This window comes from Nonomuraea terrae (genome assembly GCF_044465245.1).
In the GTDB taxonomy this organism is placed as follows: Bacteria; Actinomycetota; Actinomycetes; order Streptosporangiales; family Streptosporangiaceae; genus Nonomuraea; species Nonomuraea terrae.
This window is the reverse complement of record NZ_JBITLL010000001.1, coordinates 515,839-539,194: the sequence shown is the minus strand read 5'-3', so window position 1 is coordinate 539,194 and position 23,356 is coordinate 515,839. Positions and strand designations below refer to the sequence as shown.

22 protein-coding genes are annotated in these 23,356 nt (G+C 72.2%); 12 read left to right on the top strand and 10 right to left on the bottom strand.

Annotated elements, in window-relative coordinates:
* Positions 1–63 precede the first annotated feature (63 nt).
* The gene (locus tag ACIBP6_RS02585) at positions 64–1,533 is read left to right on the top strand and encodes a DUF2079 domain-containing protein (protein WP_397048030.1); all 1,470 of its coding nucleotides are present in this window, start codon (positions 64–66) and stop codon (positions 1,531–1,533) included.
* Between the two features lie 85 nt (positions 1,534–1,618).
* On the opposite strand, the gene ACIBP6_RS02580 is transcribed toward ACIBP6_RS02585, so the two are convergent.
* Positions 1,619–2,725, bottom strand: coding sequence for a glycosyltransferase (locus ACIBP6_RS02580; RefSeq protein WP_397048029.1), 1,107 nt, complete (start codon positions 2,723–2,725; stop codon positions 1,619–1,621).
* Between the two features lie 38 nt (positions 2,726–2,763).
* Between ACIBP6_RS02580 and ACIBP6_RS02575 the strand changes: the two genes are divergently transcribed.
* The 3 genes from ACIBP6_RS02575 (at position 2,764) to ACIBP6_RS02565 (ending at position 8,165) form a co-directional block, all read left to right on the top strand.
* Positions 2,764–3,582, top strand: a complete 819-nt coding sequence (locus ACIBP6_RS02575) for a PIG-L deacetylase family protein (RefSeq protein ID WP_397048028.1) — start codon at positions 2,764–2,766, stop codon at positions 3,580–3,582.
* A 50-nt stretch (positions 3,583–3,632) separates the two neighbouring features.
* Positions 3,633–4,694: a lysylphosphatidylglycerol synthase domain-containing protein gene (locus ACIBP6_RS02570; RefSeq protein ID WP_397048026.1), complete on the top strand. Its 1,062-nt coding sequence runs from the start codon at positions 3,633–3,635 to the stop codon at positions 4,692–4,694.
* A gap of 78 nt (positions 4,695–4,772) precedes the next feature.
* The gene (locus ACIBP6_RS02565; protein WP_132613454.1) at positions 4,773–8,165 is read left to right on the top strand and encodes a BTAD domain-containing putative transcriptional regulator; all 3,393 of its coding nucleotides are present in this window, start codon (positions 4,773–4,775) and stop codon (positions 8,163–8,165) included.
* On the opposite strand, the gene ACIBP6_RS02560 is transcribed toward ACIBP6_RS02565, so the two are convergent.
* Positions 8,134–8,661, bottom strand: a complete 528-nt coding sequence (locus tag ACIBP6_RS02560; protein ID WP_397048023.1) for a hypothetical protein — start codon at positions 8,659–8,661, stop codon at positions 8,134–8,136. The two genes, ACIBP6_RS02565 and ACIBP6_RS02560, sit on opposite strands and share 32 nt — an antisense overlap.
* A gap of 133 nt (positions 8,662–8,794) precedes the next feature.
* On the opposite strand from ACIBP6_RS02560, the gene ACIBP6_RS02555 reads away from it, so the two are divergent.
* The gene (locus ACIBP6_RS02555; RefSeq protein WP_397048022.1) at positions 8,795–9,331 is read left to right on the top strand and encodes a DedA family protein; all 537 of its coding nucleotides are present in this window, start codon (positions 8,795–8,797) and stop codon (positions 9,329–9,331) included.
* On the opposite strand, the gene ACIBP6_RS02550 is transcribed toward ACIBP6_RS02555, so the two are convergent.
* Entirely contained in the window at positions 9,328–9,519 is a 192-nt protein-coding gene (locus tag ACIBP6_RS02550) for a YegP family protein (protein WP_397048020.1), read from the bottom strand. The genes ACIBP6_RS02555 and ACIBP6_RS02550 overlap by 4 nt on opposite strands.
* Before the next feature lie 107 nt (positions 9,520–9,626).
* Between ACIBP6_RS02550 and ACIBP6_RS02545 the strand changes: the two genes are divergently transcribed.
* Positions 9,627–10,466 (top strand): D-alanyl-D-alanine carboxypeptidase family protein, encoded by an 840-nt coding sequence (locus ACIBP6_RS02545; protein ID WP_397048018.1) that lies wholly within the window; start codon positions 9,627–9,629, stop codon positions 10,464–10,466.
* 73 nt (positions 10,467–10,539) lie between these two features.
* On the opposite strand, the gene ACIBP6_RS02540 is transcribed toward ACIBP6_RS02545, so the two are convergent.
* Both ACIBP6_RS02540 and ACIBP6_RS02535 read right to left on the bottom strand, forming a co-directional pair.
* Complete coding sequence (locus tag ACIBP6_RS02540) at positions 10,540–10,791, bottom strand: hypothetical protein (protein WP_397048016.1); 252 nt, start codon at positions 10,789–10,791, stop codon at positions 10,540–10,542.
* 439 nt (positions 10,792–11,230) lie between these two features.
* Complete coding sequence (locus ACIBP6_RS02535; RefSeq protein WP_397048015.1) at positions 11,231–12,469, bottom strand: hypothetical protein; 1,239 nt, start codon at positions 12,467–12,469, stop codon at positions 11,231–11,233.
* Between the two features lie 175 nt (positions 12,470–12,644).
* On the opposite strand from ACIBP6_RS02535, the gene ACIBP6_RS02530 reads away from it, so the two are divergent.
* Both ACIBP6_RS02530 and ACIBP6_RS02525 read left to right on the top strand, forming a co-directional pair.
* A complete protein-coding gene (locus ACIBP6_RS02530; RefSeq protein WP_397048013.1) occupies positions 12,645–13,565 on the top strand; it encodes an NAD-dependent epimerase/dehydratase family protein in 921 nt (306 codons plus the stop codon).
* On the top strand, positions 13,562–14,389 hold the full coding sequence (locus tag ACIBP6_RS02525; protein WP_397048011.1) for a glycosyltransferase family 2 protein: 828 nt from the start codon (positions 13,562–13,564) through the stop codon (positions 14,387–14,389). The genes ACIBP6_RS02530 and ACIBP6_RS02525 overlap by 4 nt, the downstream gene beginning before the upstream one ends.
* Here ACIBP6_RS02525 and ACIBP6_RS02520 read toward each other — a convergent pair.
* From ACIBP6_RS02520 to ACIBP6_RS02510, 3 genes are read right to left on the bottom strand one after another with little or no spacing between them, the layout of a single operon-like run.
* Entirely contained in the window at positions 14,287–14,802 is a 516-nt protein-coding gene (locus tag ACIBP6_RS02520) for a GtrA family protein (RefSeq protein ID WP_397048009.1), read from the bottom strand. The two genes, ACIBP6_RS02525 and ACIBP6_RS02520, sit on opposite strands and share 103 nt — an antisense overlap.
* Positions 14,795–15,538: a class I SAM-dependent methyltransferase gene (locus ACIBP6_RS02515; RefSeq protein ID WP_397048007.1), complete on the bottom strand. Its 744-nt coding sequence runs from the start codon at positions 15,536–15,538 to the stop codon at positions 14,795–14,797. The genes ACIBP6_RS02520 and ACIBP6_RS02515 overlap by 8 nt, the downstream gene beginning before the upstream one ends.
* Positions 15,535–16,692, bottom strand: a complete 1,158-nt coding sequence (locus tag ACIBP6_RS02510) for an NAD-dependent epimerase/dehydratase family protein (RefSeq protein ID WP_397048005.1) — start codon at positions 16,690–16,692, stop codon at positions 15,535–15,537. The genes ACIBP6_RS02515 and ACIBP6_RS02510 overlap by 4 nt, the downstream gene beginning before the upstream one ends.
* A gap of 329 nt (positions 16,693–17,021) precedes the next feature.
* Between ACIBP6_RS02510 and ACIBP6_RS02505 the strand changes: the two genes are divergently transcribed.
* Positions 17,022–17,267: a hypothetical protein gene (locus ACIBP6_RS02505; protein ID WP_397048003.1), complete on the top strand. Its 246-nt coding sequence runs from the start codon at positions 17,022–17,024 to the stop codon at positions 17,265–17,267.
* Between the two features lies 1 nt (position 17,268).
* On the opposite strand, the gene ACIBP6_RS02500 is transcribed toward ACIBP6_RS02505, so the two are convergent.
* Positions 17,269–18,099 (bottom strand): TrmH family RNA methyltransferase, encoded by an 831-nt coding sequence (locus ACIBP6_RS02500; RefSeq protein WP_397048002.1) that lies wholly within the window; start codon positions 18,097–18,099, stop codon positions 17,269–17,271.
* The gene (locus tag ACIBP6_RS02495; RefSeq protein ID WP_397048000.1) at positions 18,092–18,862 is read right to left on the bottom strand and encodes a DUF4184 family protein; all 771 of its coding nucleotides are present in this window, start codon (positions 18,860–18,862) and stop codon (positions 18,092–18,094) included. The genes ACIBP6_RS02500 and ACIBP6_RS02495 overlap by 8 nt, the downstream gene beginning before the upstream one ends.
* Before the next feature lie 147 nt (positions 18,863–19,009).
* Between ACIBP6_RS02495 and ACIBP6_RS02490 the strand changes: the two genes are divergently transcribed.
* From ACIBP6_RS02490 to ACIBP6_RS02480, 3 genes are all read left to right on the top strand, one after another.
* A complete protein-coding gene (locus tag ACIBP6_RS02490) occupies positions 19,010–19,648 on the top strand; it encodes a cation transporter (protein WP_397047998.1) in 639 nt (212 codons plus the stop codon).
* A gap of 223 nt (positions 19,649–19,871) precedes the next feature.
* Positions 19,872–21,554 carry a substrate-binding domain-containing protein gene (locus tag ACIBP6_RS02485; protein WP_397047996.1) on the top strand — a complete coding sequence of 561 codons (1,683 nt, stop codon included), beginning with the start codon at positions 19,872–19,874 and terminating at the stop codon, positions 21,552–21,554.
* Between the two features lie 123 nt (positions 21,555–21,677).
* Positions 21,678–23,288, top strand: coding sequence for a sigma-70 family RNA polymerase sigma factor (locus tag ACIBP6_RS02480; protein ID WP_397047994.1), 1,611 nt, complete (start codon positions 21,678–21,680; stop codon positions 23,286–23,288).
* Positions 23,289–23,356: the final 68 nt, after the last annotated feature.

Below are 23,356 nucleotides of genomic sequence, written 5' to 3'. Positions count from 1 at the left end.
CGCGGTCGCCGTCCCCCTGTGGGGGGCAGGAGTGGGCGGCGGCCGCGTCTAGGGTTGATCACCGTGACGGGTGAGACGCCGGCGGTGCGGCCGGGGGGCCGCGCCGCGCCCTCCCTCCGGCGGATCAAGCTGACCGGCCACCGCGCGGGCGTGGGCGCGATCACGCTGCTCGCCGCGGTGGCCTGTTCCGCGCTCGGCCTGGTCAGGCTGGCCACCTTCCGCGCCACCACGTTCGACCTGGTGATCGTGGACCAGGCGGTGCGCAACTACGCGGCCTTCCGTCCGCCGTACGTGCCCGTGGTCGGCGCCTTCCACGGGCGGGGCACCGACTACCTGCAGCTCGCCGACCACTTCTCCCCCGTCTACGCGCTGCTCGCGCCGCTCTACTGGATCCACGACGGGCCCGCGACGCTGATCCTCGCGCAGGCCGCGCTGTTCGCCGCGGCGATCCCGTTCCTGTGGCGGTTCACCCGCCGGGTGCTGGGCGTCACGCCCGCCTACCTCGTCGGCCTCGCGTACGCGCTGTCGTGGCCGATCGCGCAGGCCGCCGCGTTCGACGCGCACGAGGTCATGTTCGTCCCACTGCTCACCGCGATCATGATCGAGCGCTACCACGCCGGCCGCGCCACGCCGGCGCTCCTCGCCGCGATCGGGCTCCTGCTGGTCAAGGAGGACATGGGGCTGATCGTGATCGGCTTCGGGCTGTGCCTCGTCGTCATCGGCGACCGGCAGCGCGGCCTGCTGGTCATGACGTTGGGGCTCGGCACGGTGCTGCTCGTCCGCGGCGGGCTGATCCTGTACTTCGGCGGCGACACCAAGGACTTCTGGGCCTACGAACACCTCGGCCCCGACGCCCCCAGCGCGCTCCTGGCGCTGGTGAGCGACCCGATCGGCGCCGTGCAGCTGCTGCTCGGGGCCGAGGCCAAGATCGACACGCTGTTCCTGCTGGTGTGGCCGACACTGCTGCTCTGCCTGCTCTCGCCGCTGTCGCTGGCGGCCGCGCCGCACGTGCTCGTACGCATGCTGGCCGACCGTGAGCAGTGGTGGCAGGCCGACTTCCAGTACAGCGCGTTCACCGTGGTGATCCTGTTCTGCGCGGGCGTGGACGGGCTGGCCCGGCTGCTGCGCCGGACCCGGCGCTCCGGCGACGCCTCGCTCACGCTCGCCTGGGCGGTGGCCGTCTGCGTGGTCGCGCTCACGCTGGTGCCTCGGTTCGCGTTCGATCGGCTTCACCACGCCGACTTCTACCGCGAGTCCAAGGCGACCGCCGCGGCCGAGGCCGCCGCCGCGGTGCCGCCGGGCGTGACGGTGGAGGCCGCCAACTCGATCGGGCCGGCGCTCACCTCGAAGGCCACCGTGCTCCTGTGGAGCGGCGCGCCGCACGGCTCGCCGTGGGTGGTGGCCGACGTGGCCCGCTGGGAGTTCCCGTTCGGCTCGCTCGACGAACAGGCCGCCGAGGTCGTGGAACTGCTCGCCGGGGGCTACGTGAAGAAGTTCGAACGCGACGGCTACGTGGTCCTGCACCGCGAGTGACACGCGACCGTCACGAGACCTGCGCTACCGCCTGACATCCGCCGTCACGAGACACGGGCCTCCGCTCACCGCGTGACACCCGCCGTCACGTGGCGCGGGGCGAGGGCGCGTGTCTGTCCCGGGCCTGGCGGTACGCCCGGCCGAAGCCCTCCAGGACCGTGGGCCACGCCCCGGCGGTGGGCGGTGTCGCGCGGTTGTGCGCGGCGATCGAGGCGCGCAACTCCGCGTCGGAGCACAGCCGCGCCACCGCCCGCGCGAGATCGTCCAGCGAACGGCCGAGCAGCCCCTCCGTGCCGTTCGTGACGAAGTCGGCGACCCCGCTCTGCGCCCTGGCCACCACGGGCAGGCCAGCCGCCCGCGCCTCCAGCGCCGCGATCCCGAACGACTCACGTGGCGCGGGCGCCACGAACACGTCGGCCGACTCCAGCACCTTCGCGATCTGCTCACGGGTGTAGCGGCCGGGCAGCGACACCCAGTCGGCCATGCCGTGCCGGGCCAGATAACGCTCCATCTGCCCGCGCGCCGGGCCGTCGCCGACGATCGTCGCCCGCATCGGGATGCGGGCCGGCACCCGGGCGCGGGCCGTCCGCAGCAGCCGCAGCAGCCGTACGGGCTGCTTGCGCGGCGCCAGCCGGCCCACCGCGACGATGTGCACCTCCGCGCGCCGGTCGGGCGGCCCCGGCGGCGGCGCCCAGCCCGACAGGTCGAGCCCGTTGGACACCACCCGCACCGGCACCGTCGGCCCCGCCACCGCCCTGATCGGCGCCGCGGCGGCGTTGCTCACCGTGGTCGCCACCAACCGCCACCGCTGCCAGCCGTACGCCAGCCGCAGCAGCCGGTAGAGCGCCCGCGTGCCCGGATCCCACATGCTGTGCACCGTCACCACGCACGGCACCCCCGCACGGAACGCCGCCCGCACGCCCATCCACGCGAACGGCGAGACCGCCCCCGTGTGGACGTGCACCACGTCGGGACGCGACGAGGTGATCCAGCGCGTCAGATGACCTACACCGAACGGATGCACCGGCAGGTCGAACGGCATCCGCGCGACGATGCGGCGCACGCCCTCGATCGGCTCCCCCCGGGTCGCCGTGGCCACCGACACCTCGTGCCCGGCCGCGCGCTGCATGCGCACGAGATCGGCCACCTGGACCTCGATCCCCCCGAGTCGTGGCAGGTAACAGTCACTCACGTGAAAGATCCGCACCCCTCCCAGACTAATCTGGGCCTGTGCCTCCACGTACCGCTGTGTTCTTCCATGCCCACCCCGACGACGAGGCCCTGCTGACGGCGGGCACCATGGCGAAGCTCGCGGCCGAGGGACACCGCGTGGTCCTCGTGGTCGCCACCGCGGGCGAGCGCGGCCTGGCCGAGATGGAGCCGGGCGAGGCCCTCGGCGAGACCAGGCTCAAGGAGCTCTACACCTCGGCCGCGCTGCTCGGGTGCGCCCGCGTCGAGTGCCTCGGCTACGGCGACTCGGGGCTGAGCCCCAAGGGCGGGGTCGCCGACGAGCGGCCCGACAACGCCTTCATCGACGCCGACACGGAAGCGGCCGCCAAGGCCCTCGCCGAGATCCTGCTGGAGGAGAAGGCCGACCTGCTGACCATCTACGACCCGGCGGGCGGCTACGGGCATCCCGACCATGTGCAGGTCCACCGCGTGGGCAGGCGGGCGGCGAAGATCGCGGGCACCGGGATCGTGCTGGAGGCGACGGTCAACCGCGACCCGCTGGTCCGGCTGCTGAGGCTGGCCGGCCGCTTCTACCGGTTCCCGCCGGAGTTCGACGTACGCACGTTCGAGAGCGCGTACTCGCCGGGCGAGACGATCACGCACCGGGTGAACGTCCGGAGATATACGAGACAGAAGCGCGCCTCCATGGCCGCGCACGCCTCCCAGGCCAGCGGCGGCGACAGCGACCGCACCCTCGCCGTCATGCTGAAGGTCCCGCGCCCGCTCTACCGCCTCGTCTTCGGCACCGAGTGGTACGTCCGCCGTGACCTGCCGCCCGGCGCCCGCCTCGGTCATCCCTTCGACGGGTGGCCGAAGTAATCCCTCCGGACGACGGTCCGGCACCCGCCGCACGGCAAACTGGACCCACGATGAAGAACAAGTGGCTCCAGATCACCCTGTCCGTGCTGTCGCTCGGGCTCGCCGTGCTGCTCGTGGTCTACCTGCCGCAGATCGTGCGCGCCCTCACCGGCAAGCCGGTCTCCTGGCACGAGATCGGCGCGGTCTTCGGCAGGCTCGACGCCGGCGAGATCGCCCTCATGGCCGCGCTGTGGCTGCTGAGCCTGCTGGCGTACTCGTTCGTGCTGACCAACTCCCTGCCCGGGCTGAGCAACCTGCAGGGCCTGACGCTCAACGCGGCGGGCAGCGCGGTGAGCAACCTGCTGCCGTTCGGCGGCGCGCTCGGGGTGGCGCTGTCGTTCGCGATGACCAAGGGCTGGGGCTTCGGCAGCCGGGCGTTCGTGGTCATGACGCTGGTCAGCGGCATCTGGAACACGTTGTTCAGGTTCGTCCTGCCGGCGGTCGGCATCATCGCGCTGCTCCTGGCGGGCGAGGTACCCGACTCCACCGTCGCCAACGCGGGCTGGACGGGCGCGATCTCCATCCTCGTGCTGTGCGCGATCGTGGCGGTCGCGCTCTACTGGGAACGGGCCGCCGTCGTGCTCGGGCGCGTTCTCGACGCGGTCACCCGGCTGCTGCGGCTGAGGCTGCACGCCTCCGAGGCGTTCCACCGGCTGCGCGCCGACACGGCCGGCCTGGTGCACACCCGGTGGCCGGGGCTCTCGCTCGGCATGCTGTTCTTCCTGGGCTTCCAGTGGGCGATCATGGCGGTCTCCATGCACGCCACCGGCGCCTGGCCCGGCCTCGCGCAGTCGATCGCCGTCTTCGCGCTGTCGCGTGTGCTCACCAGCGCACTGATCACGCCGAGCGGCGCGGGGATCATGGAGGGCGGCGTGGTGCTGCTGCTGACCACGGCGTTCGGCGTGCCGGTCGCACCGGCGACGGCCACCGCACTGATCTTCGGATTCTGGACTTACACTGTCGAGATCCCGTTCGGCGGCCTGGCACTGGGCGCTTGGGCACTGCTGCGCAGGCGCAACGGCCGGAACGCCGGCGCGGAGCCCCCATCCGCGATATCGAAGGCTTCTCCGTGATAATCCCGAACCCATCGCGTGTTAGTGAACCCCGGGCCTTGTGCGTGGTTCCCGGGCGCGCATAGCGTGGCGGCTGACATGGTGGCGTTCCGAGTTCTGGGGCCAGTCGAGGCGTACGAACACGACGACGAACTCGACCTCGGCGGTCTGCGGCAGCGGGCCGTCCTCGCCCGGCTTCTCGTGGCCAGAGGCCAGGTCGTTCCTGTTGACACGCTTCTTTACGATCTGTGGGACGACGACGCGGCCAAGGGCGCGCAGTCGGGCCTGCAGGTCTACATCTCGCGCCTGCGCAGGGTGCTGGAGCCCGGCCGCCCGCGCGGCGGCCCCAACCGGCTGCTGGTGACGGTCGCCTCCGGCTACGCGCTGCGCGTGGCCCCCGACCAGGTCGACGCCCTCCGGTTCGAGCAGCTCGTACGCGCCGCGGGCGAGCATCTGGAGGAGGGCGACCCGCAGTCCGCCCGCGCCCGCCTGGAGAAGGCCCTCGGCCTGTGGCGCGGCACCCCCTACTCCGACTTCGCCGACCAGGCGTGGGCCGAGGCCGAGGTCAACCGGCTCACCGAGCTGCGCCTGGTGGCCCGCGACCGCCACGCCGACACCGGCCTGCGGCTCGGCATGCACGCCGAGACCGTGCCCGACCTGGAGGCGCTCACCACCGAGCACCCGCTGCGCGAGGAGGGCTGGCGGCTGCTGGCGCTCGGCCTCTACCGCTGCGGCCGCCAGGGCGACGCGCTGGCCGCGCTGCGCCGGGCCCGGACGATCCTCGCCGACGAGCTGGGCATCGACCCGGGGCCCGCGCTGCGCAAGCTCGAATCCGACATCCTGGCCCAGTCGCCCGAGCTCGACCTGGCGCCGCCGGCGCGCGCCCCGAGGGCCGCGGCGCCGGTCACCGACACCTGGCCGCCCCGGCCGGCCCAGCCCGTCGAGCCGCCGCCGCTGGAGCCGGAGCCGTTCGTCGGCCGTGACGCCGAGCTGGCCCGGCTGACCACCGCGGCCTCCCGTACCGGACGGTTCCAGGTCGCCGTCGTGACCGGTGTGGCCGGCGCGGGCAAGACCACGCTGCTGCGCCAGCTGGAGAGCCGGCTGGCCGCCGACGGCTGGACCACCGCCTCGGGCGCCTGCCCCGACTCCAGCGCCACCCCGCCCGGCTGGGCGTGGGTCGAGATCCTGCGCACGCTCGTCGGCATGACGGGCGCCGGCGAATACGCCCAGCTGCTCGCGCCGCTGCTCGACGACGCCGCCCCCGATCCCGACGAGGACGAGGTCTCCGGCGGCTTCCGCCTGCACCGCGCGGTCGGCGGCTACCTCGCGGGGGTGGCGCGGCGCGGCCCCGTGCTGCTGACGCTCGAAGACCTGCACTGGGCCGACGACCAGACGCTGGCCTTGCTGCGCGCGCTGCCGAGCCTGCTGGCGACCAGCCGGGTGCTGCTCGTGGTGACGTGCCGGGAGAGCGAGCTCGACGACCGCCAGTCCGACGTGCTGGCCGCCCTGGCCCGGCTCGGCCCCGTCCGCGTGGGCCTGTCGGGGCTCGACCCGAAGGCGGTGGCCGAGCTGGTCAAGGCCACCTGCGTCCGCGAGATCGACGAGGACGCGGTCGAGTCGATCGTCGAGCGCACCGGCGGCAACCCGTTCTTCGTCCGCGAGACCGTGCGGCTGCTCGACTCCGAGGGCGCGGCCGACCGGGCCAGCGCCACCGAGGTGCTCTCGCAGGTGCCCTCCGGGGTGCGTGACGTGCTGCGGCGGCGCATCTCACGGCTGCCGTCGGGCGCCCAGCAGATCCTGCTGCAGGCGGCGGTGATCGGCCGCGACGTCGATCTCGACGTGTTGATCGCGGTCGCCGGCGACGAGGACGCGGTGATCGAGGCCGTCGAGGCGGCGCTGCTGGCCGGGCTGGTGACCGAGCCGGGGCCCGGGCTGCTCAGGTTCGACCACGACCTGGTGCGCGACACCATCTACTCCGACGCCTCCCGGCTGCGCCGCACCCGGCTGCACGCGGCAGTGGCGGCGGTCATCGAGCAGCGGGCGCCGTCCGACGTGGCGGCCCTGGCCCACCACTACTACCTGGCCGACGCGGCCGGCAAGGCGGTCCACTACGCGGGTCTGGCGGCCGAGCAGGCCGAGCGGCGCTTCGCCCACCGCGAGGCGGCCATGCTGTGGGAGCAGGCCATCGCCGCGTTCGACCGGTCCCGCGGCGACGAGCGGGGCGACCTGCCGGAGCGCGCCAAGGAGCGGCTGCGGCTGATGCTGCGCCAGATCCGGGCGCTCGCGCTGTGCGGCGACATGCATGCGGCCCGGCTGCTGCGCCGCCAGGCGATGGACGCCGCGCTGCCGCTGGGCGACCTGGAGATCACCGCGAAGGTGGCGGCGTCGCTGGCCGTGCCGCACAAGGGCATGGCCCGCGACTTCACCCGTACGGCGTGGGAGATCGTCGACGTCACCGAGAAGGCGCTCATGGAGCTGCCGCCGGGCGAGCAGCGGCTGCGGGCGAGCCTGCTCACCACGCTGGCGCTGGAGCTGGAGGGCTCCTCCTCGCCCGAGCGCGGGCGGCAGGCGTCGCTGGAGGCGCTGGAGCTGGCCCGGCAGAGCGGCGACCCGGCGCTGATCGCGGCGGCGCTGAGCGGGCGGCTGCGGCAGTCGTACGACATCCCGGCGGTCGACTCGCGCGAGAGCATCGGCCGGGAGCTGCTGGAGGTCGCCCAGCGTTCGGGCCAGATGGCCACCCAGGCGCTGGCCCACCTGGTGCTGCTGGAGTGCGCGGCGGCCAGGGGCGAGTTCGCGGTGGCCGACGAGCACGCCGCGGCGGCCCACAGCCTGGCCAAGCAGTACGACCTGTCGGCGCCCGCCGCGGTCGTGGTGTGGTACTCGGGTCAGCGGCTGATGATCGCCGGCGACTACGAGGGCGCCGAGCGGGCCTACCGCGAGGCGGCCCGCATGACGGCGCGGGCCGGCATGCTGGAGGGCCGCCAGGACCTGCCGCTGATCACGACGTTCTGCCTGCACCTGGTGGCGGGGCGGGCGGCCGAGACGGTCGATCTGCTGGCCGAGAAACACCTGCGCGGCGCGAAGTGGACGCTCGACGCGTACGCGCTGGCGCTGGCCTCGGCGGGCCACGTCAACGACGCCAAGGCGGTGGCCGCCACCCGTCCCCCGGTGCGGCCCGACTTCCTGTACGAGCTGGCGATGACCTGGCGGGCGCTGGCCGGCATGCTGCTCGACGACCGCGAGCGGATGGTCGACTGCTACGACAAGCTCAAGCCGTTCGCCGACCGGGTGGCGGGCGCCGGCACCGGCGTGGTCGCGCTGTGGCCGGTGGCGCTGACCCTCGGCGACCTGGCGGTCCGCCTGGGCCAGCCCGAGGCGGCGCGCGAGCATTACGAGAAGGCCCTGGAGGTGGCCGAGCGGGTGGGCGTGCCGCGCTGGGTCGAGGCGGCCAGGCAGTCGGTCAGCAGCTCACCTGGAAACGCTCGCTCGTGACGGCCTTGCCCCGGCCGGCGGTCAGTTCGACGCGGTACCACCCGGCGTTGCCGGTGATCTCGGCGCGCCACTCGGCCGTGCGCTCGGCGCCGACGAAGCCGTCGTGGCCGCGCAGGTACGTCCGCCAGGTCTCGGTGCCGGGGCTCCAGCGGGCGAGCCGCCAGCCGTAGCGCAGGCTCTGGCCGGGCTCGGGGTTGACGAGGAGGCTGTGGGCCGCGTACGAGCGGGCGCAGCCGTCGCCGGCCACGACGCTCACGATGATCTCGCCGGCCTTGGCGGTGGGAGCCTCGGTGGCGGTGGCGGTGGCGGTGGCGGCCCCGGTGGCGGGGGCGGTGGCGGGCAGCTCCCGGGCCGACAGGGTGATCGGCTCGGGCCGGGTGCCGGCGGCGCCGTAGGCGGAGAAGCCGACGTACGCGCTGGTGAAGGCCAGGGCCGCGACGAACATCCGGGCGGCGCCCGCCGTGCCGGTCAGGACGGCCGCGCTTCTGGTCGGCATGGTCACCACCTCTTCCTGCTCCCACTTAGAGTGAGGCGGAGAGGTTGAGTACTACTTGTCGGCCGGTTGCAGGTGGTTGTAGCACAAACATCCACTTTTGACTAAGGTAAGGCTGACCTAAGGATAAGGGGGGATGAGCAGCATGCGGCTCGCGACGTTCGCCGTCCCCGCCCCCACCGATCCGTTCTGGCTGGGGCTGCCCTACTGGCTGGTCGGCGCCATCCTGATCCTGGCGTTGTTCGCGGCTTTCCAGGTCTACTACTGGGTCGGCCGCAGGCTCGGCGAACGTCTCTACGAGTCCCGCGTCGGCGTCAGGCTGGGCCGCGAGCGGATCGCGAAGATCGAGCAGGTCGTCGAGAAGTGGGGCGCGCTGGCCGTCTACGGCTGCTTCTGGGTGCCCATGCTCCGCCACACGCTCCCGTGGGTCGCCGGGGCGCTGCGCGTCTCCTATCCCTGGTACGTCGTGGCCAGCGCGCTGGGCTGCCTGACCTGGGCGCCGATGTGGTGGTTCGGCATGACGGCGGTCGTGTGGGGCTGGCTGGAGCTGGCCGCGCGCTCGCCGTTGGCGGCCGGAGCCGTGGCCGTCGCGGTCGTCGCCGTCGTGGCCTGGCTCTCGGTACGCCGCCGGCGCAGGAGGCGCGCGGCCGAGGAGCAGGTGCCGGTCTCCTAGCGTTTGCTCGCGCTCAGGTCCTCGATCACGGCCTCGGGAGCGTTCCTGCGTACGGTCTCGATGCCGTTCACGCATGCCATCTTGGACGGGAAGCCGCTTCCGACGGCGAGCGTCTGCCCGTTGTTCGCGACGAGAGCGAAACGGTATCCGCCCTGTTCATCCTCACTAATGATGAATTTTCCTGCCATGACTGTCCCCCGCCATATCGGATCTATGAATGATTTACCCCCGTCTGATAGCGACTCATAGCTGAATTAAGCAAACGAAACCTTGATCGCCTGTCACCATGATTGTCATGCGTATTGGGGGTTTCATCAGCTCTGTCGTGGTCGCCGTACTTGTGGGGTTCTCGTCCCCTGCCGTCGCCGCCGTGGAGGCCCCGCGTGTCGGGGCGAAGTCCGCGTACGTCATCGACTCCGCGGGAACGGTCCACTACGGCAAACGGCACACGAAGCGCATGCCGGTGGCCAGCCTGGCCAAGGTCATGACCGCGTACGTCGTGCTCAGCGAGGCGCAGCTGAGCGACGTCATCAGGGTCGACGCGATCGACGTCAGGTACGCCGCCCGCGGCGGCGCCGCCACCGCCGGTCTGCGCGCCGGCGAGCGCTTCACCGTCAGGGACCTGCTGTACGCCCTGATGCTGCCGTCGGGGGCCGACGCCGCGAACGTCCTGGCCCGGCACTACGGGCCCGGCAAGACGGCGTTCGTGGCCAAGATGAACCGGGCCGCCCGCGCGCTCGGGCTCTCCGACACCCGCTACACCAACGCCGACGGCATGCCGACACCCGCCGACGGCGGCTACTCCACGGCCGCGGACCAGGCCAGACTGGCCCAGCACGCGATGCGCGGCAGCGTGTTCAGGACCGTCGTCGGCAAGTCGGCGCACCGGGTGGCCAAGACGGCCGTGCATCGGGCGCACGTCTGGCACAACACCAACAAACTGCTCACCCGGGCCGAGGACGTGCTGGGCGTCAAGACGGGCTTCACCCGGGCGGCCGGCTACTGCCTGCTGTTCGCGGGTGAGCGCAACGGCCGGGAGGTGGTGGGCGTGCTCCTGGGCGACCAGGACGAACGCCGCTTCAGCACGGCCGAACGCCTCCTCGACTACGCCGGCGACCGGATCGCGTTCAGCTGACCCGAAGCGCGCCCCTCACGCGGCCCGTGGCGGCGGTCAGCCGAACGTGCCCGGCCCGTGCCGGCGAAGGCGGTCAGCCGAACGTGACCCGGCCCGTGCCGTGGAGGGCGGCGGTGCCGTGGGTGGCGCAGCCGAGAAGGGTGGCGGGAGCGGCGAGGACGCCGCGCACACGCGCGCCGGACAGCCGTCCCGCCGTGACCGCGCCGTCGAGCAACGCGTCGGCCGGATGGCGGGCGACCAGGCGGTCGGCGCGCAGACGTACCTGCGAGGTGCCCGCCGGACGGCCGGTCACGTCGAACCAGGTGACGAGGACGCTGCCCCGCACCTGCCGAACGCTGGTGCACGACGCCTGCGCGGTGGCCCTCAGCACCGCCCAGCCGGAACGCGGCGACGCCGCCGACCGGCGGGACGAGGCACAACCGGTGAGCTCGAAATTGCCCCGGACAGCGACCCGACCGGGCACGAGCCGCACCGGAGGCGTGAAGCCCAACGGGCGCACCGACGGCGTTGCGACCTCACACGCCAGCACCGGAACCCGCGCACGAGCCCCCTCCCGAACGGGCACCCCACCGGCCGACGACCCGCCGACCTGGGGATGGGATGGAGGAGTGGCGGGAGCGAGGACCGCCGTCACCCGGGCATGGGGATGAGGTGCGGGGCCTGCGGCAGGAAGGGCGGCGACCATCCAGGCGGCGATCAGCCAGGCCGTGTGCATGGGAGCCCCCGGACAGCGCTACGTCATCGGTCGCTCACATTCTGCAGCATCATTCGACGGCCGGCACGGCGTCCTTCGAGGCGGTCGCTTTCGTGGTGACCTGGCCGGCGGCGACCCGGCGGTCCCAGGGCAGTGCGCGGATGAGGAAGGCGATGACGATGAAGGAGGAGTAGGCCCACCACGTGTGGGCAGCCCAATAACCCATGCCGATGACCTCGTACAGGCGCAGGTAGCCGAACGCGGCCCACAGGCTGGCCAGAGTGATCGCGGGCCATGCGCCGCGGGTCGGCCGGGCGAGCAGGAAGGGGACCGGCCACAGCAGGTATTGAGCGCCGAGCCGGTGGGTCACGATGAGGAAGACGAGCAGCAGCACGAGGGTGAGGTCGACCGGGTCGGCCCGGCGCCACCACCACGCCGCCGCGGCCAGGCCGAGGACGAGCACGATCATGCCGATCCGGCCCAGGATCGGGGAGTCGGTCTGGGCGCCGCCCGTGGCGAGCGCCGTCCAGCCCCAGTCGCCCACGACCGGCCTGGTCGACATGATGCGTTTCGCCAGCTCGGGCAGCTGGCTCAGCGAGGTGTCCAGGAACACCGTGCCGGACAGCAGGACCGCCGCGGGCACCCCGGCCGTCCAGCCGAGCACGGTCAGCCGCCCCCGGACCCCGGCCACGGCCAGCACGACCCCCGGCACGATGAGCACCGACCAGTGGGTGCACGCGATCGACAGCCCGATGAGCAGCCCCGCCGCGTGGGCGCGCTGGGAGCGCGCGCAGACCAGCGCGGCCACGCCGAACAGCAGCGTGATCGGCGGGAACTGGCCGTGCAGGCCGCTCACCATCACGCCCAGCGGGATGAGCGCGTACTGGAAGGCGCGCAGGTTGCCTCGCTCGGCTCCGGCGAGCTTGGCGATCAGCGGGATGAGCACGAGGTCGGCCACGACGGGCACGATCCGCCCCGCGATCCCCCACGACAGGCCGAGGATCTCGCCCAGCCTCAGCTGGCCGGCCAGCACGTACGCGAGAAAGGGCAGGAAGTGCCAGCCGCCCTCGCGCAGGTGCATGGTGGGGTTCTGGCCGTTCAGCACGGCATTGCCCGCGTCGACGAAGTCGTGGCCGAAGTCGTACGGCACCGCGGTGTCGTTCGCGGCGGTCAGCATGACGGCGAGGCGCAGCACGGCACCGGCGGCGAGCGCCACCCACAGCGGGGGAGCCCATCCACGGCGCCCGGCGATCACCGCCAGCACCAGGCCCACCACCAGCGGAGGTCCCATCACCACAGCAGGACTCACGCCTCTCCCCTCGTCGCCTGGCCGCCGCATGCCGGAGGTCGGTTGCCGGAGGCCAGTAGCCTATGGGATCGGCGAAAGCACTCCGCGCACGGCCGGCGACAGCCGGGCTCATGCGTTCGAGGGCTCCGCCAAGGCCGGTAAGGTCGGTTGTGACCTAAGTGAAAGGAAACGCCGAATGCCGGAGCTTGACGGGACCCGCGTACTCGTCACCGGAGGATCGGGATTCATCGGCAGGCGTCTCGTGTCGGCCCTGCTGGCCGGCGGGGCCGAGGTCGTGGTCGCCGACCTGGTGGAGCACCCTGACAAAGCGGTGGAGTGCGTCGTCGGTGACCTGTGCGATCCGCAGGTGAGACAGAAGGTCGTCACGCCCGGCCTCGACGCGGTGGTGCACCTGGCGGCGGTGACGTCGGTGCTGAAGTCGGTCTCCGACCCGGCCGGCACGTACCGGCTCAACGTCGAGGCGACCGCCGACCTGCTGGAGCTGGCGCGTGAGCGGGAGGTGCCCGCCTTCATCCTCGCCTCGACCAACGCGGTCACCGGTGACGTCGGCACGGCGCAGATCAGCGAGGATCTGCCGCTGCGGCCGCTCACGCCGTACGGCGCGACCAAGGCGGCGGGCGAGATGCTGCTGAGCGCGTACGCGCAGTCGTACGGCATGCACGCGGCCTGGCTGCGGTTCGCCAACGTCTACGGCCCCGGCATGCGGCACAAGGACAGCTTCGTGCCGCGCCTGATGCGCGCGGCCGCCGCGGGCACGGGTGTCCAGGTGTACGGAGACGGCATGCAACTGCGCGACTATGTGCACGTCGACGACATCGTCCAGGCCGTTATGCTCGCCTGGCGGGTGCGGCACACCGGGCCTCTGGTGGTCGGCTCCGGCCGTTCGGTGAGCGTCAACGACCTCATCGACGCGGCCCGGCAGGTCACCGGGCAGCCCATCCCCGTCGAGCACGTGCCCGCGAAGCAGGGCGAGATGCCGGCGGTCGTCCTGGACATCTCCCGGGCCAGGGCGCTCGGATACGAGCCGCGACACGACCTGACCGCAGGAATGGCCGGAGTATGGCCCGACTTCTCGGGCGACGAGGAACACACATGACCCCATCAGAGACGACGCAACAGGACATCGACGCCGCCGCTTCGGCGGCGTTCACGGCCGAGCACGGCGCGGACCTGCCGCCGATCGCGATCGTGATCGCCGCCTACAACGAGGAAGACGGCATCGGCGACGTCGTGAAGTCGCTGCCGACCCAGATCGACGGACACGACTGCACGACCATCGTGGTCGTCGACGGCGCCACCGACGACACCGCGGCGGTCGCCCGCAAGGCGGGCGCGATGGTCTGCGACGTCCCGGTCAACCGCGGCCAGGGCGCGGCGCTGCGGCTGGGTTACCGCATCGCGCGGGCCGGCGGTGCCGACTACATCGTGACGACCGACGCCGACGGCCAGTACGACCCGGCCGACATCCCGCGGGTGCTGGCGCCGGTGCTGCGGGGCGAGGCCGACTTCGCGACCGGTTCGCGCGTGCTGGGCCGCCAGGAGACCTACGACCGGGTGCGCCGCGCCGGGGTCCACGTGTTCGCCTGGCTGATCAGCCGGCTGACCGGGCAGAGCGTCACCGACACGTCGTTCGGGCTGCGGGCGATGCGCGCCAAGGTCACGGGTGCCGTCGAGCTGCGCCAGCCGCAGTACCAGTCGTCGGAGCTGCTGATCGGCGTGATCGCGCGCGGCTACCGCGTCGCCGAGGTGCCCGCGACGATGCGGCTGCGCACCGCCGGGAGCACCAAGAAGGGCGGCAACCTGGTCTACGGCTACCGCTACTCGCGCGTGGTGCTCGGCACCTGGTGGCGAGAGCGGCGGCGGCCGGAGCCGCTGCCCGAGCCGGTCTCCGAGCGCGACTTGCCGGCGAAGACGAAATAGTGGAACAGGGCGAACTTCGCCACGAACAGTAGCGCGTAGACGCCGAGGAACACGGCCCCCACCAGGATCACCCGGGGGCCGTGGTCCAGCGGCGCGGCCAGCCCCGCCGCGACCCCGGTAGCCCAGGTCGACAGCGCCAGGGCGGCCAGCGAGGTCAGCCAGAAGCCCAGCACCTCGCGCACCGGCTTCGGCTGCTCCCGGTGACGGAAGACCCACCACCGGTTGAGCACGAAGTTCAGCACCGCACCGCTCGCCCACCCCGCCGCGGACGCCTGTCCCGGCGTGAGCAGATGGGTGCCGTACGCCGTCAGCAGGGTTGCCTCGCTGGCCACGCCGGCCGCCACGGACGCGGTGGTGTACCGCGTGAAGACGCGTGGCAGCCGGCCCAGCAGACGGCGCAGCAGATCAGTCACGCCGCGCATGCCCGCTCTGCGGTACCCGGAAGACCCCCAGCACCGACTGCCCGAAGGGAATCGGCAGGACGCGGTCGAGGACCTTGGTCACCGGGACGATCACGCGGTCGTACAGGCCGACCACGCCGGCCTTGGGGGTGCCGGCCCGCCCCAGGCGGACCGCCGCCCACCACGCCACGCCGCCGAGCAGGTTGACCGGGCGGGAGACCAGCACCTCCAGGCCGGCCCGCTGGGCGACCTGGCGCATGGTGGCGGGGGTGTAGCGGCGGAAGTGGCCGACCCTGCGGTCGAAGTCGCCGTACAGCGCCATGTAGGCGGGCACCCACAGCACGACGGTGCCGCCCGGGCGGACCGAGCGGGACAGCAGGCTCAGGACCGCGGCGTCGTCCTCGAAGTGCTCGAGGACGTTCATGGCGACCACGGTGTCGACCGGGTCGTCCAGGCACGCCCCCGCGCCGAGGTCGAACTGCAGGGCCTGCACGTTCGGCTGGGAGGCGAAACGGGCCTTCATCACCTCGACGGCGTCGGGGTCGACGTCGCTCACGACGAGGCGCCGCCGGTCGGTGAACTGCGCCGCGAACTCGCCCAGCCCCGCGCCGACCTCCAGCATGCTGGGCCCGCAGAACGGCGAGATCAGCTCGTACTGGTAGCGACGGTAGCGGGGCTTGTCGGCCCCGCCCTCCTCCGCCTCGCGGCCGGTGGCGCGGGCGAAGGCGCCCTCACCGCCGCTCGTCACCGCCGCTCACCGGCGCCGCGCCAGTTGACCCGGGGCCGCATGGCCTCCAGGTTCGCCCGGTCGCCGTAGCGCTTGGCGATGTCGAACAGCGAGGTGATCAGCGTGTCGGACAGCAGGTGCGGCTTGAGGCCGAGCTCCACCAGCGCCGTGTGCGTGACGTTGTAGTAGTGCTTCTCGAACTCGACGCGCGGGTTGTCCAGGTGGTCGATGGTCGCCGTGCCGGGGAAGGCCTCGGCGACCGTGTTGGCGATGTCGAGCACCGACATCGACTCGGTCATCTGGTTGAACACGCGGAACTCGCCGGGGTCGGCCGGGTTGTCGCAGGCCAGCTCGATGCAGCGGACGGTGTCGCGGATGTCGATGATGCCCCGGGTCTGGCCGCCGCTGCCGTAGACCGTCAGCGGGTGGCCGAGCACGGCCTGGATGACGAACCGGTTGAGCACCGTGCCGAAGACCGCGTCGTAGTCGAAGCGGGTGGCCAGGCGGTCGTCGAGCGCGGTCTCGGCGGTCTGCTGGCCGTAGACGACGCCCTGGTTGAGGTCGGTGGCGCGCAGCCCCCAGATCCGGCAGGCGAACTCGATGTTGTGGCTGTCGTGCACCTTGGACAGGTGGTAGAAGGAGCCCGGTCGCTTGGGGTAGAGCACCCGGTCCTTGCGGCCCTTGTACTCCAGCTCCAGCCAGCCCTCTTCGATGTCGATGTTGGGCGTGCCGTACTCGCCCATCGTGCCGAGCTTGACCAGGTGGATGTCCGGGTCGATCTCCTTGATCGCGTACAGCAGGTTGAGCGTGCCGACCACGTTGTTGACCTGCGTGTAGACCGCGTGCTTGCGGTCGATCATCGAGTACGGCGCCGCACGCTGCTCGGCGAAGTGCACCACCGCCTCAGGACGGAAGTCCTTGATCATCTGGTACGTGAACTCCGCGTCGCAGAGGTCGCCGATGAACGTCTCGATCGACTTCCCCGTCACCTGCCGCCAGGTCTCGACGCGGACCTGCAGTGACTCGATCGGGACCAGACTGTCCGCACCGAGCTCGAAGTCGTACTGGCGACGCACGAAGTTGTCGGCGACCGCGACATCATGACCGGCCTGTGACAGGTAGAGCGCCGTCGGCCAGCCAAGATAGCCGTCACCGCCCAGGACCAACACCCGCATAAAACTGATCTCACTTTCACTACGAGGTACTGCCGACACCCACGGAATGTCCTGGACTGTACCGAGGTTTGACGAGTGCACCGGCAACAGACTTATGTAAAGTCCTAGCACAGCTACGGGCCCACTCTCATTCAGCGGGCCACTTCTTCAGCTGTTCCACAGGTAGTGCTGAGCGTATCTGGAACTTCTCCAGGGGGGTCCCGCCCGGGGGACGGACGGACACACCCACGGCGCTAACTATGTACGCTTTCCTCCGTGAAGTCCGACCTCCTCGCCCGGTTCCGCACCTTGGGCGAAGGCTCTACCCCTCTGTCAGAAGGACACACCCCATGGGGGAATTCACCGAGGTCCGCACCACGATCGACGGCCACGAGCGGGCGGCGGAGCTGGCGCACGCCATCCTGACCGCGGGCCTGGCCGCCTCGATCGACATCTCCGAGGTGCCGGTGCCGCACCGCGCCGAGCCCGCCTGGCAACTCACGCTGGTCACGACGGCCAGGGAGCTGCCGCTGCTGGAACGCCACATCAGGGAGACCGGGGCCGACCTCGTCAGCGAGCCGGTCGACCTGCCTTGACTCACGCTCCCGGAGCCGTGGACCTCATCAGGCCGTGGCAGGCGATCGCCGCGGCGGCCACCACGTTCAGCGAGTCGACGCCCGCCGCCAGGGCCGAGGCGCTCATCGGGATGCACACCGCCTCGTCGGCCTCCTCCAGCCAGTGGGACGACAGCCCGTCGCCCTCCGCGCCGAGCAGCAGCGCGACCCGTTCGGAGCGGGCGGCGGCCTCCAGCGGGGTGGCGCTCTGGTCGGGGGTCAGGGCAAGCGTGCGGAACCCGCCCTCGCGCAGCTGCGCCAGGCCGCGGAACCAGTCGTCCATCCGCGCGTACGGGATGGAGAAGACCGCGCCCATCGAGACCTTGACCGCCCGCCGGTAGAGCGGGTCGGCGCAGCGGGGCGACAGGACGACGGCGTCGACGCCCAGCGCGGCGGCCGAGCGGAAGATCGCGCCGACGTTGGCGTGGTCGACCAGGTCCTCCAGCACGAGCAGCCGGCGCGGGCCGCCCTTCAGGCCCTTGAGCAGGGTCTCCACCGAGGGGAGCGGCAGGCGTTCCATGGAGGCGAGCGCGCCGCGGTGGACCGGGAAGCCGGCGACGCCGGACATGATCTCGTCGCTCACGACGTAGACGGTCGCGTCGCCGAGGACGTCCTGCAGCGCGGTCAGCCAGCGGCGCGTGGTGAGGACAGAGCGGATCGGGTAGCCGGCGCCGACGGCCCGCCTGATCACCTTCTCCCCCTCGGCGAGGAACAGGCCGCGCTCGGCTTCGAGGCTCTTGCGCAGCTCGACGTCCCGCAGCCGGGTGTAGTCGGACAGACGGGGGTCGCCGGGGTCGGTGACGTACTCAAGCACCTTCCGATACTGCCATGCGCCGCCTGACCTGCCAGACGGCCGCATAACAGACGAGGACCGCGCACAGCCCGATCACCGTGCCGATTCCGGTCTTGGTGGTGAGGCTGGGCAGGCCGAGTGCGGGGCTGGGCTCGTCCACGAGGGGCCACAGCAGGCCGCCCGTCACGAAGCCGGCGGCGCCCGCCACCAGGGTGAGCCGGCGGGCGCACGACGAGACGCGCAAGCGCTCCGGCACGGGCACCGCCTCCATTTGCGACAGCCGGTGCCAGGCCCACCAGACCACCACGGCCAGCCCGATCGCCGACGAGGCGTACTGGGGCAGGCGGAAGAGACCGATCCCGAAGACGGAGGCCGACAGCCAGGGGCCCCACTCGATCACTCCCGTGTGGTGGGTGAAGGAGTCCCACAGCACGTGGGTGGCGGCCCCGATCACGGCCCCGACGGCCATGGGCGCGGCACCGGTGAGCCGCTCGGGAACGAGCCGCGCGGCCCGGCCGGCCAGCGCGGGCGGCAGCAGCGCGATCAGCGGGTCGCGCAGCACGGCGTGGAAGAACGGCAGCAGGACGACGACCGCGAGCGGATTGAGCGTCAGCACCCCCTGCCAGGAGTGCCAGACGGTGTAGTCGGGCAGGGCCGGCAGGAAGAGCGGCAGGTCCGGCGCCATCGCGCCGAGCGCCAGCGCCCAGGGGTCGGCGAACCTGCGCACCCGCCGCGACGCCATCAGCGGCAGCACCGCGGCGATGTGACTGGGTGTGAACGGCAATGGCCCTCCCCCGTGCCCGACGACCCTGACGATCATTATGCGCGGCGAATCTTGACCATGCTTTGCCGCCGCCGGACGGCGTCACGGTGCGCAGCGGGTACGGTACGTAGCGCTGTCGACGGCCGGATAGCCGGAGGTTCGGGGTTCATGGTGCCTGACCAGCGGATTCGGGAGCGTCCGGCCGCGTCAGCGGAATGGCTGCGGGCCGCACGGGCCGCCCGTACGCTCTCGCTGGTCACGCTCGTCTGGCTGGGTGTGGAGAGCGGGCTGGGCCTGGCCGCCGGACTGGCCGCGCATTCGGTGGCGCTGATCGGGTGGGGGCTCGCGGCGCTGGTGGAGGCGGCGGCCAGCCTGATCGTGGTGTGGCGGTTCACCGGCGCGCGTACGCTCTCGCCGAGCGCCGAGACCACCGCCCGGCGCGCGGTGGCGGTGAGTTTCTGGCTGCTGGCCCCCTATCTCGTCCTGCACGTGGCGCACGATCTGGACGCGGGGCACCGGGCGGAGCCGAACCTGCTCGGGATCGTGGTGACGTCACTGAGCCTCGTCGGCATGCCGGCGCTGGGTCTGGCCAAGCGGCGGCTGGGTGCGCGGCTGGCCTCTCCGTCCACGTCCGGCGAGGGCACGCAGAACCTCATCTGCGCGGCCACGGCGGCCTGCGTGCTGGCCGGGCTCTGGCTCGGCACGCTGGGCTGGTGGTGGGTGGATCCGCTGGTCGCGGTGGTGCTGGCGGTGGTCGCCGTACGCGAGGGGTCACGGGCATGGCGTGGTCACGCATGTTGTCATTGACGCCACAGTAGGTAATCGGCGCACCAAAACGGCGGTTTTGCCACAGAGACCGCACCGAGTATCGTTCCCGGAGTATTGCGGAGCTTCTCCCGCTAGGGTCTCCGGAAGGTCTCGAGCAACCTAAGAGGACATCGTGGGGCGACACCGCACAGACGATCTCGACGGCGGATATCAAGCCAGCGAGCCGCCACCCCGCAGACGAACGAAGAACAGCCGCGGGCGGGTGCTCGTCCCGTTGGCCGGCGCTGTGGCCATGGCCGTGCTGCTCGGTGTCGCCGCGTTCGTCATCTTCAACCGCGACCACGACTGCTCGGGCGGCAGGCTGCCGCTGCGTGTCGTGGCGACCCCCGAGATCCAGCCCGCGCTGAACAAGATCGCCGCGGACTACAACAAGGCCATGCACTCGATCGACGACAAGTGCGTCGAGGTGACGGTGGCCGAGGAGGAGTCCGCCAGGACGGCTAACGCCGTGGCCGCGGGCAAGGCCACCGCCGACTTCTGGGTGGCCGACTCCAGCCTGCTCATGGAGAGCATGCGCGCGACCTCGGCGGGCGAGGAGCTGCCCCAGGTGGAGGGGTCGATCGCGACCTCCCCCGTGGTGCTCGCGGCGGCCAAGTCGGCCGCCTCGCGGCTGACCGACACGCTGCAGCCGAGCTGGTCCGCCATGATCTCCGCGGCGAACGTCGCCAACGTGGACGGCCCCGGCAGGAAGGTGCGCGTGCTCGCCCTCGACCCGCAGAAGAGCTCCGCGGGCCTGGCGGCGCTGCTGGCCGCGGCCGGCACCGCGAGGGAGGCGGGCCAGGACAAGGAGCTGGTGGGGGCGCTGAAGGAGCTGTCGGGCCAGCTCGCGAGCGACCCGGCGGCGCTGCTGGCCAGCCTCACGGTGAAGTCGGGCAGCAAGGTGCCGATCGGCGTCAGCTCCGAGCAGGCCATCTACATCCACAACACCGAGAAGCCGCAGTCGCAGGTGGTCGCCCTCTATCCCAAGGAGGGCACGCTCAGCCTCGACTACCCGGTCACCATCCTGACCGAGGACCCGGGCGTGCTGAAGGCCGCCGCCGACTTCAAGCAGGCCCTCGCCACCGAGTCCGCCAAGAAGGCCCTGCGGGCCGCGGGCTTCCGCACCGACGAGGGCAAGGCGGGCGAGGTGCTGACGAAGGCCAAGGGCTTCGACCCGGAGAGCCCGGCGGCCCTCGACCCGCCGGACGGCGCGACCGTGACCCGGGTCGTGCAGACCTGGTCCCGGCTGAACCTCGGCAGCCGCCTGCTCGCCCTGCTCGATGTCTCCGGCACGATGGCACTCCCGGTGCCCGGCACGGGCATGACCCGCATGCAGGCCATCAACAAGATCGCCACCGAGGGTCTCTCGCTCTTCCCGCCCGACTCCGACATCGGCCTGTGGTCGTTCTCCACGCACCTCGACGGGCAGGGCAGGGACTACAAGGAGCTCGTCTCCGTCGGCCCGCTGGCCGAGACGACCGACGGCGTGCTGCGCAAGGACCTGATGGGGCAGACCCTGGCCACGCTCCAGGCCAAGGCCACGGGCGACACCGGGCTGAACGACACGATCAAGGCCGCGTACACGGAGATGACCAAGACCTACAAAGAGGACAAGGTCAACACGCTCCTGATCCTCACGGACGGCGCCGGCAACGACGACCCCGACGGCGGGGTCACCAACGCCCAGCTGCTGCAGTTCCTCAAGAAGACCTACAACCCGAAGCGGCCGATCAGCATCCTGCTCATCGCCTTCGGGCCCGAGGCCCGCAAGGGCAAGCAGCAGATGGACGCGCTGGCCAAGGCGGCGGGCGGCGAGGCGTACATCGCCGACGACGTCCTGCAGGTCCGCGACTTCTTCCTGCAGGGCATGGAACGCCGCATCTGCATGCCCAACTGCGACGGGTGACAGAACCGGCCGCAAGGAGCACGAACCATGCCCGTTGGGCATGGCGGGCGAACCTGGACAATTGACGCCGCGTCCTCTCCGCGTGGGGCTTGAGTGCCCGTTCTACCCGCGGGGAGGGAATCCGTGCCCGGATGGCCGACCGTCGACCGTGCCGACGACCAGGAGCTGGCGGAGGCTCTGCGGCGCGCGGTCACCGATGCTCCCGCCAAGCTCTACGACGCCTACGCCGAGCGTCTGTACGACTACGCGTTCTCGCTCTGCGCCGAACGCGACCTGGCCACCGACGCCGTGCACGACGCGGTGGTCACCGCGCAGGGATGCGTGGACCGGCTGAAGGAGCCGGCCCGGCTGCGCCCCTGGCTGTACGCGCTGACCAGGTTCCAGGTGCGCGCCCGCCTCGCCCACCGCGGCGCAACCCCCGCGGCCGGCCTGCCGCTGCCCGACCCGTCCGAGCACGACGACCCCGAGCTGGCCGACCTGGTGCACGAGACGCTCGGCGAGCTGAGGAACGGCGAGCGCGAGGTGCTCGAACTGTCGGTACGCCATGGCCTGACCCCCGCGGAGGTCGGCGCGGTGCTCGGCCTGACCTCCCGGCAGGCGGCGGCCAGGCTCGGCAGGGCCCGCGACCACCTGGAGAACGCCGCCGCGGCGGTGCTGCTGGCCAGGACCGGCAGGGCGCACTGCCCCGACCTGTCGGCGATGGTCGACTCCTGGGAGGGCCCGCTGACGCCGCTGCTGCGCCGCCGGTTGTCGGGCCACATCGGCGGCTGCGAGGTCTGCACCGAGGGACGCCATCGCCAGGTCTCGGCCGCGCGGCTGCTCGACCTGGTGCCGATCGCGTACCCGGGGATCTCGCTGCGCCGCCGGGTGATCGAGACCTGCGTCAACCCCGAGCTGGACCAGACCAGAACCCTCATCACCGACCGCGGGGACGACTTCGACCGCACGGGGTTCCCCGTGGTGGTCGAACGCCGCGCCCGCCGTCGCCGGCCGCGCCGTCTGGCTCCGGTGCTGCTGGCGGGGGCGTGCCTGGTGGCGGCGACGGGCGCCGTGGTCGTGATCAACGGCCGCGGCGCCTCCGACTCCACCGCGCTGACGCTGGCCCCCGTCCCCACCGCCTCGCCCTCGTGGGAGGAGGACGGCACGCCGGAGGCGGTGATCGAGGACGAGGAGCCGACGCCGTCGCCCTCGTCCACGCCGTCCGCGACGCCGGCCCCGCGCCGTACGCCGACGGCCGCGCCCGTCCCCGCGCCGAGCGGGCGGCCGGCCGCGTCGCGGCCGAGGACCCGGCCCGCCGCCGCGCCCACCGCCACCCGCCGCAGGGCCGCGCCCGGCGCCCGGCTCGCCGCCTCCTGCCCGCGCGGGATCGACGGCGCGGAGCGGATCGCGCTGAGCGCCCGCAACGCCTCGGTCTCCTGGGTCGCGACGGCCTCGCAGGGCCTGGACGTGCAGCCCGCCAGCGGGTCGGTCAAGGCGGGCGGCTCGGCGACGGTCTGGGTGACGGTGGTGGACCCGACCGAGCCGGGCACGGGCCGGGTCGCCTTCACCTCGAACGGCGGCACCGCGACCTGCTCGCTCTCCTGGGCCGGCGCCGACGTCCACGTGCCGGAGCCGCCGACGGAGGAGCCGCCGACGGATGACGACCCGGCCGCCTCCCCCAGCGCCCACGCGGAGATCGGCACCGGAAGCGCTCTGGACCGTTCCGCATCACACGACCTGTCAGAGGTCCGGTAAAGGGAGCCCCAACTCGACGGAGATCGAGTTTGTAACCGACAAACGTGGATATATCGGACCCTGACTCG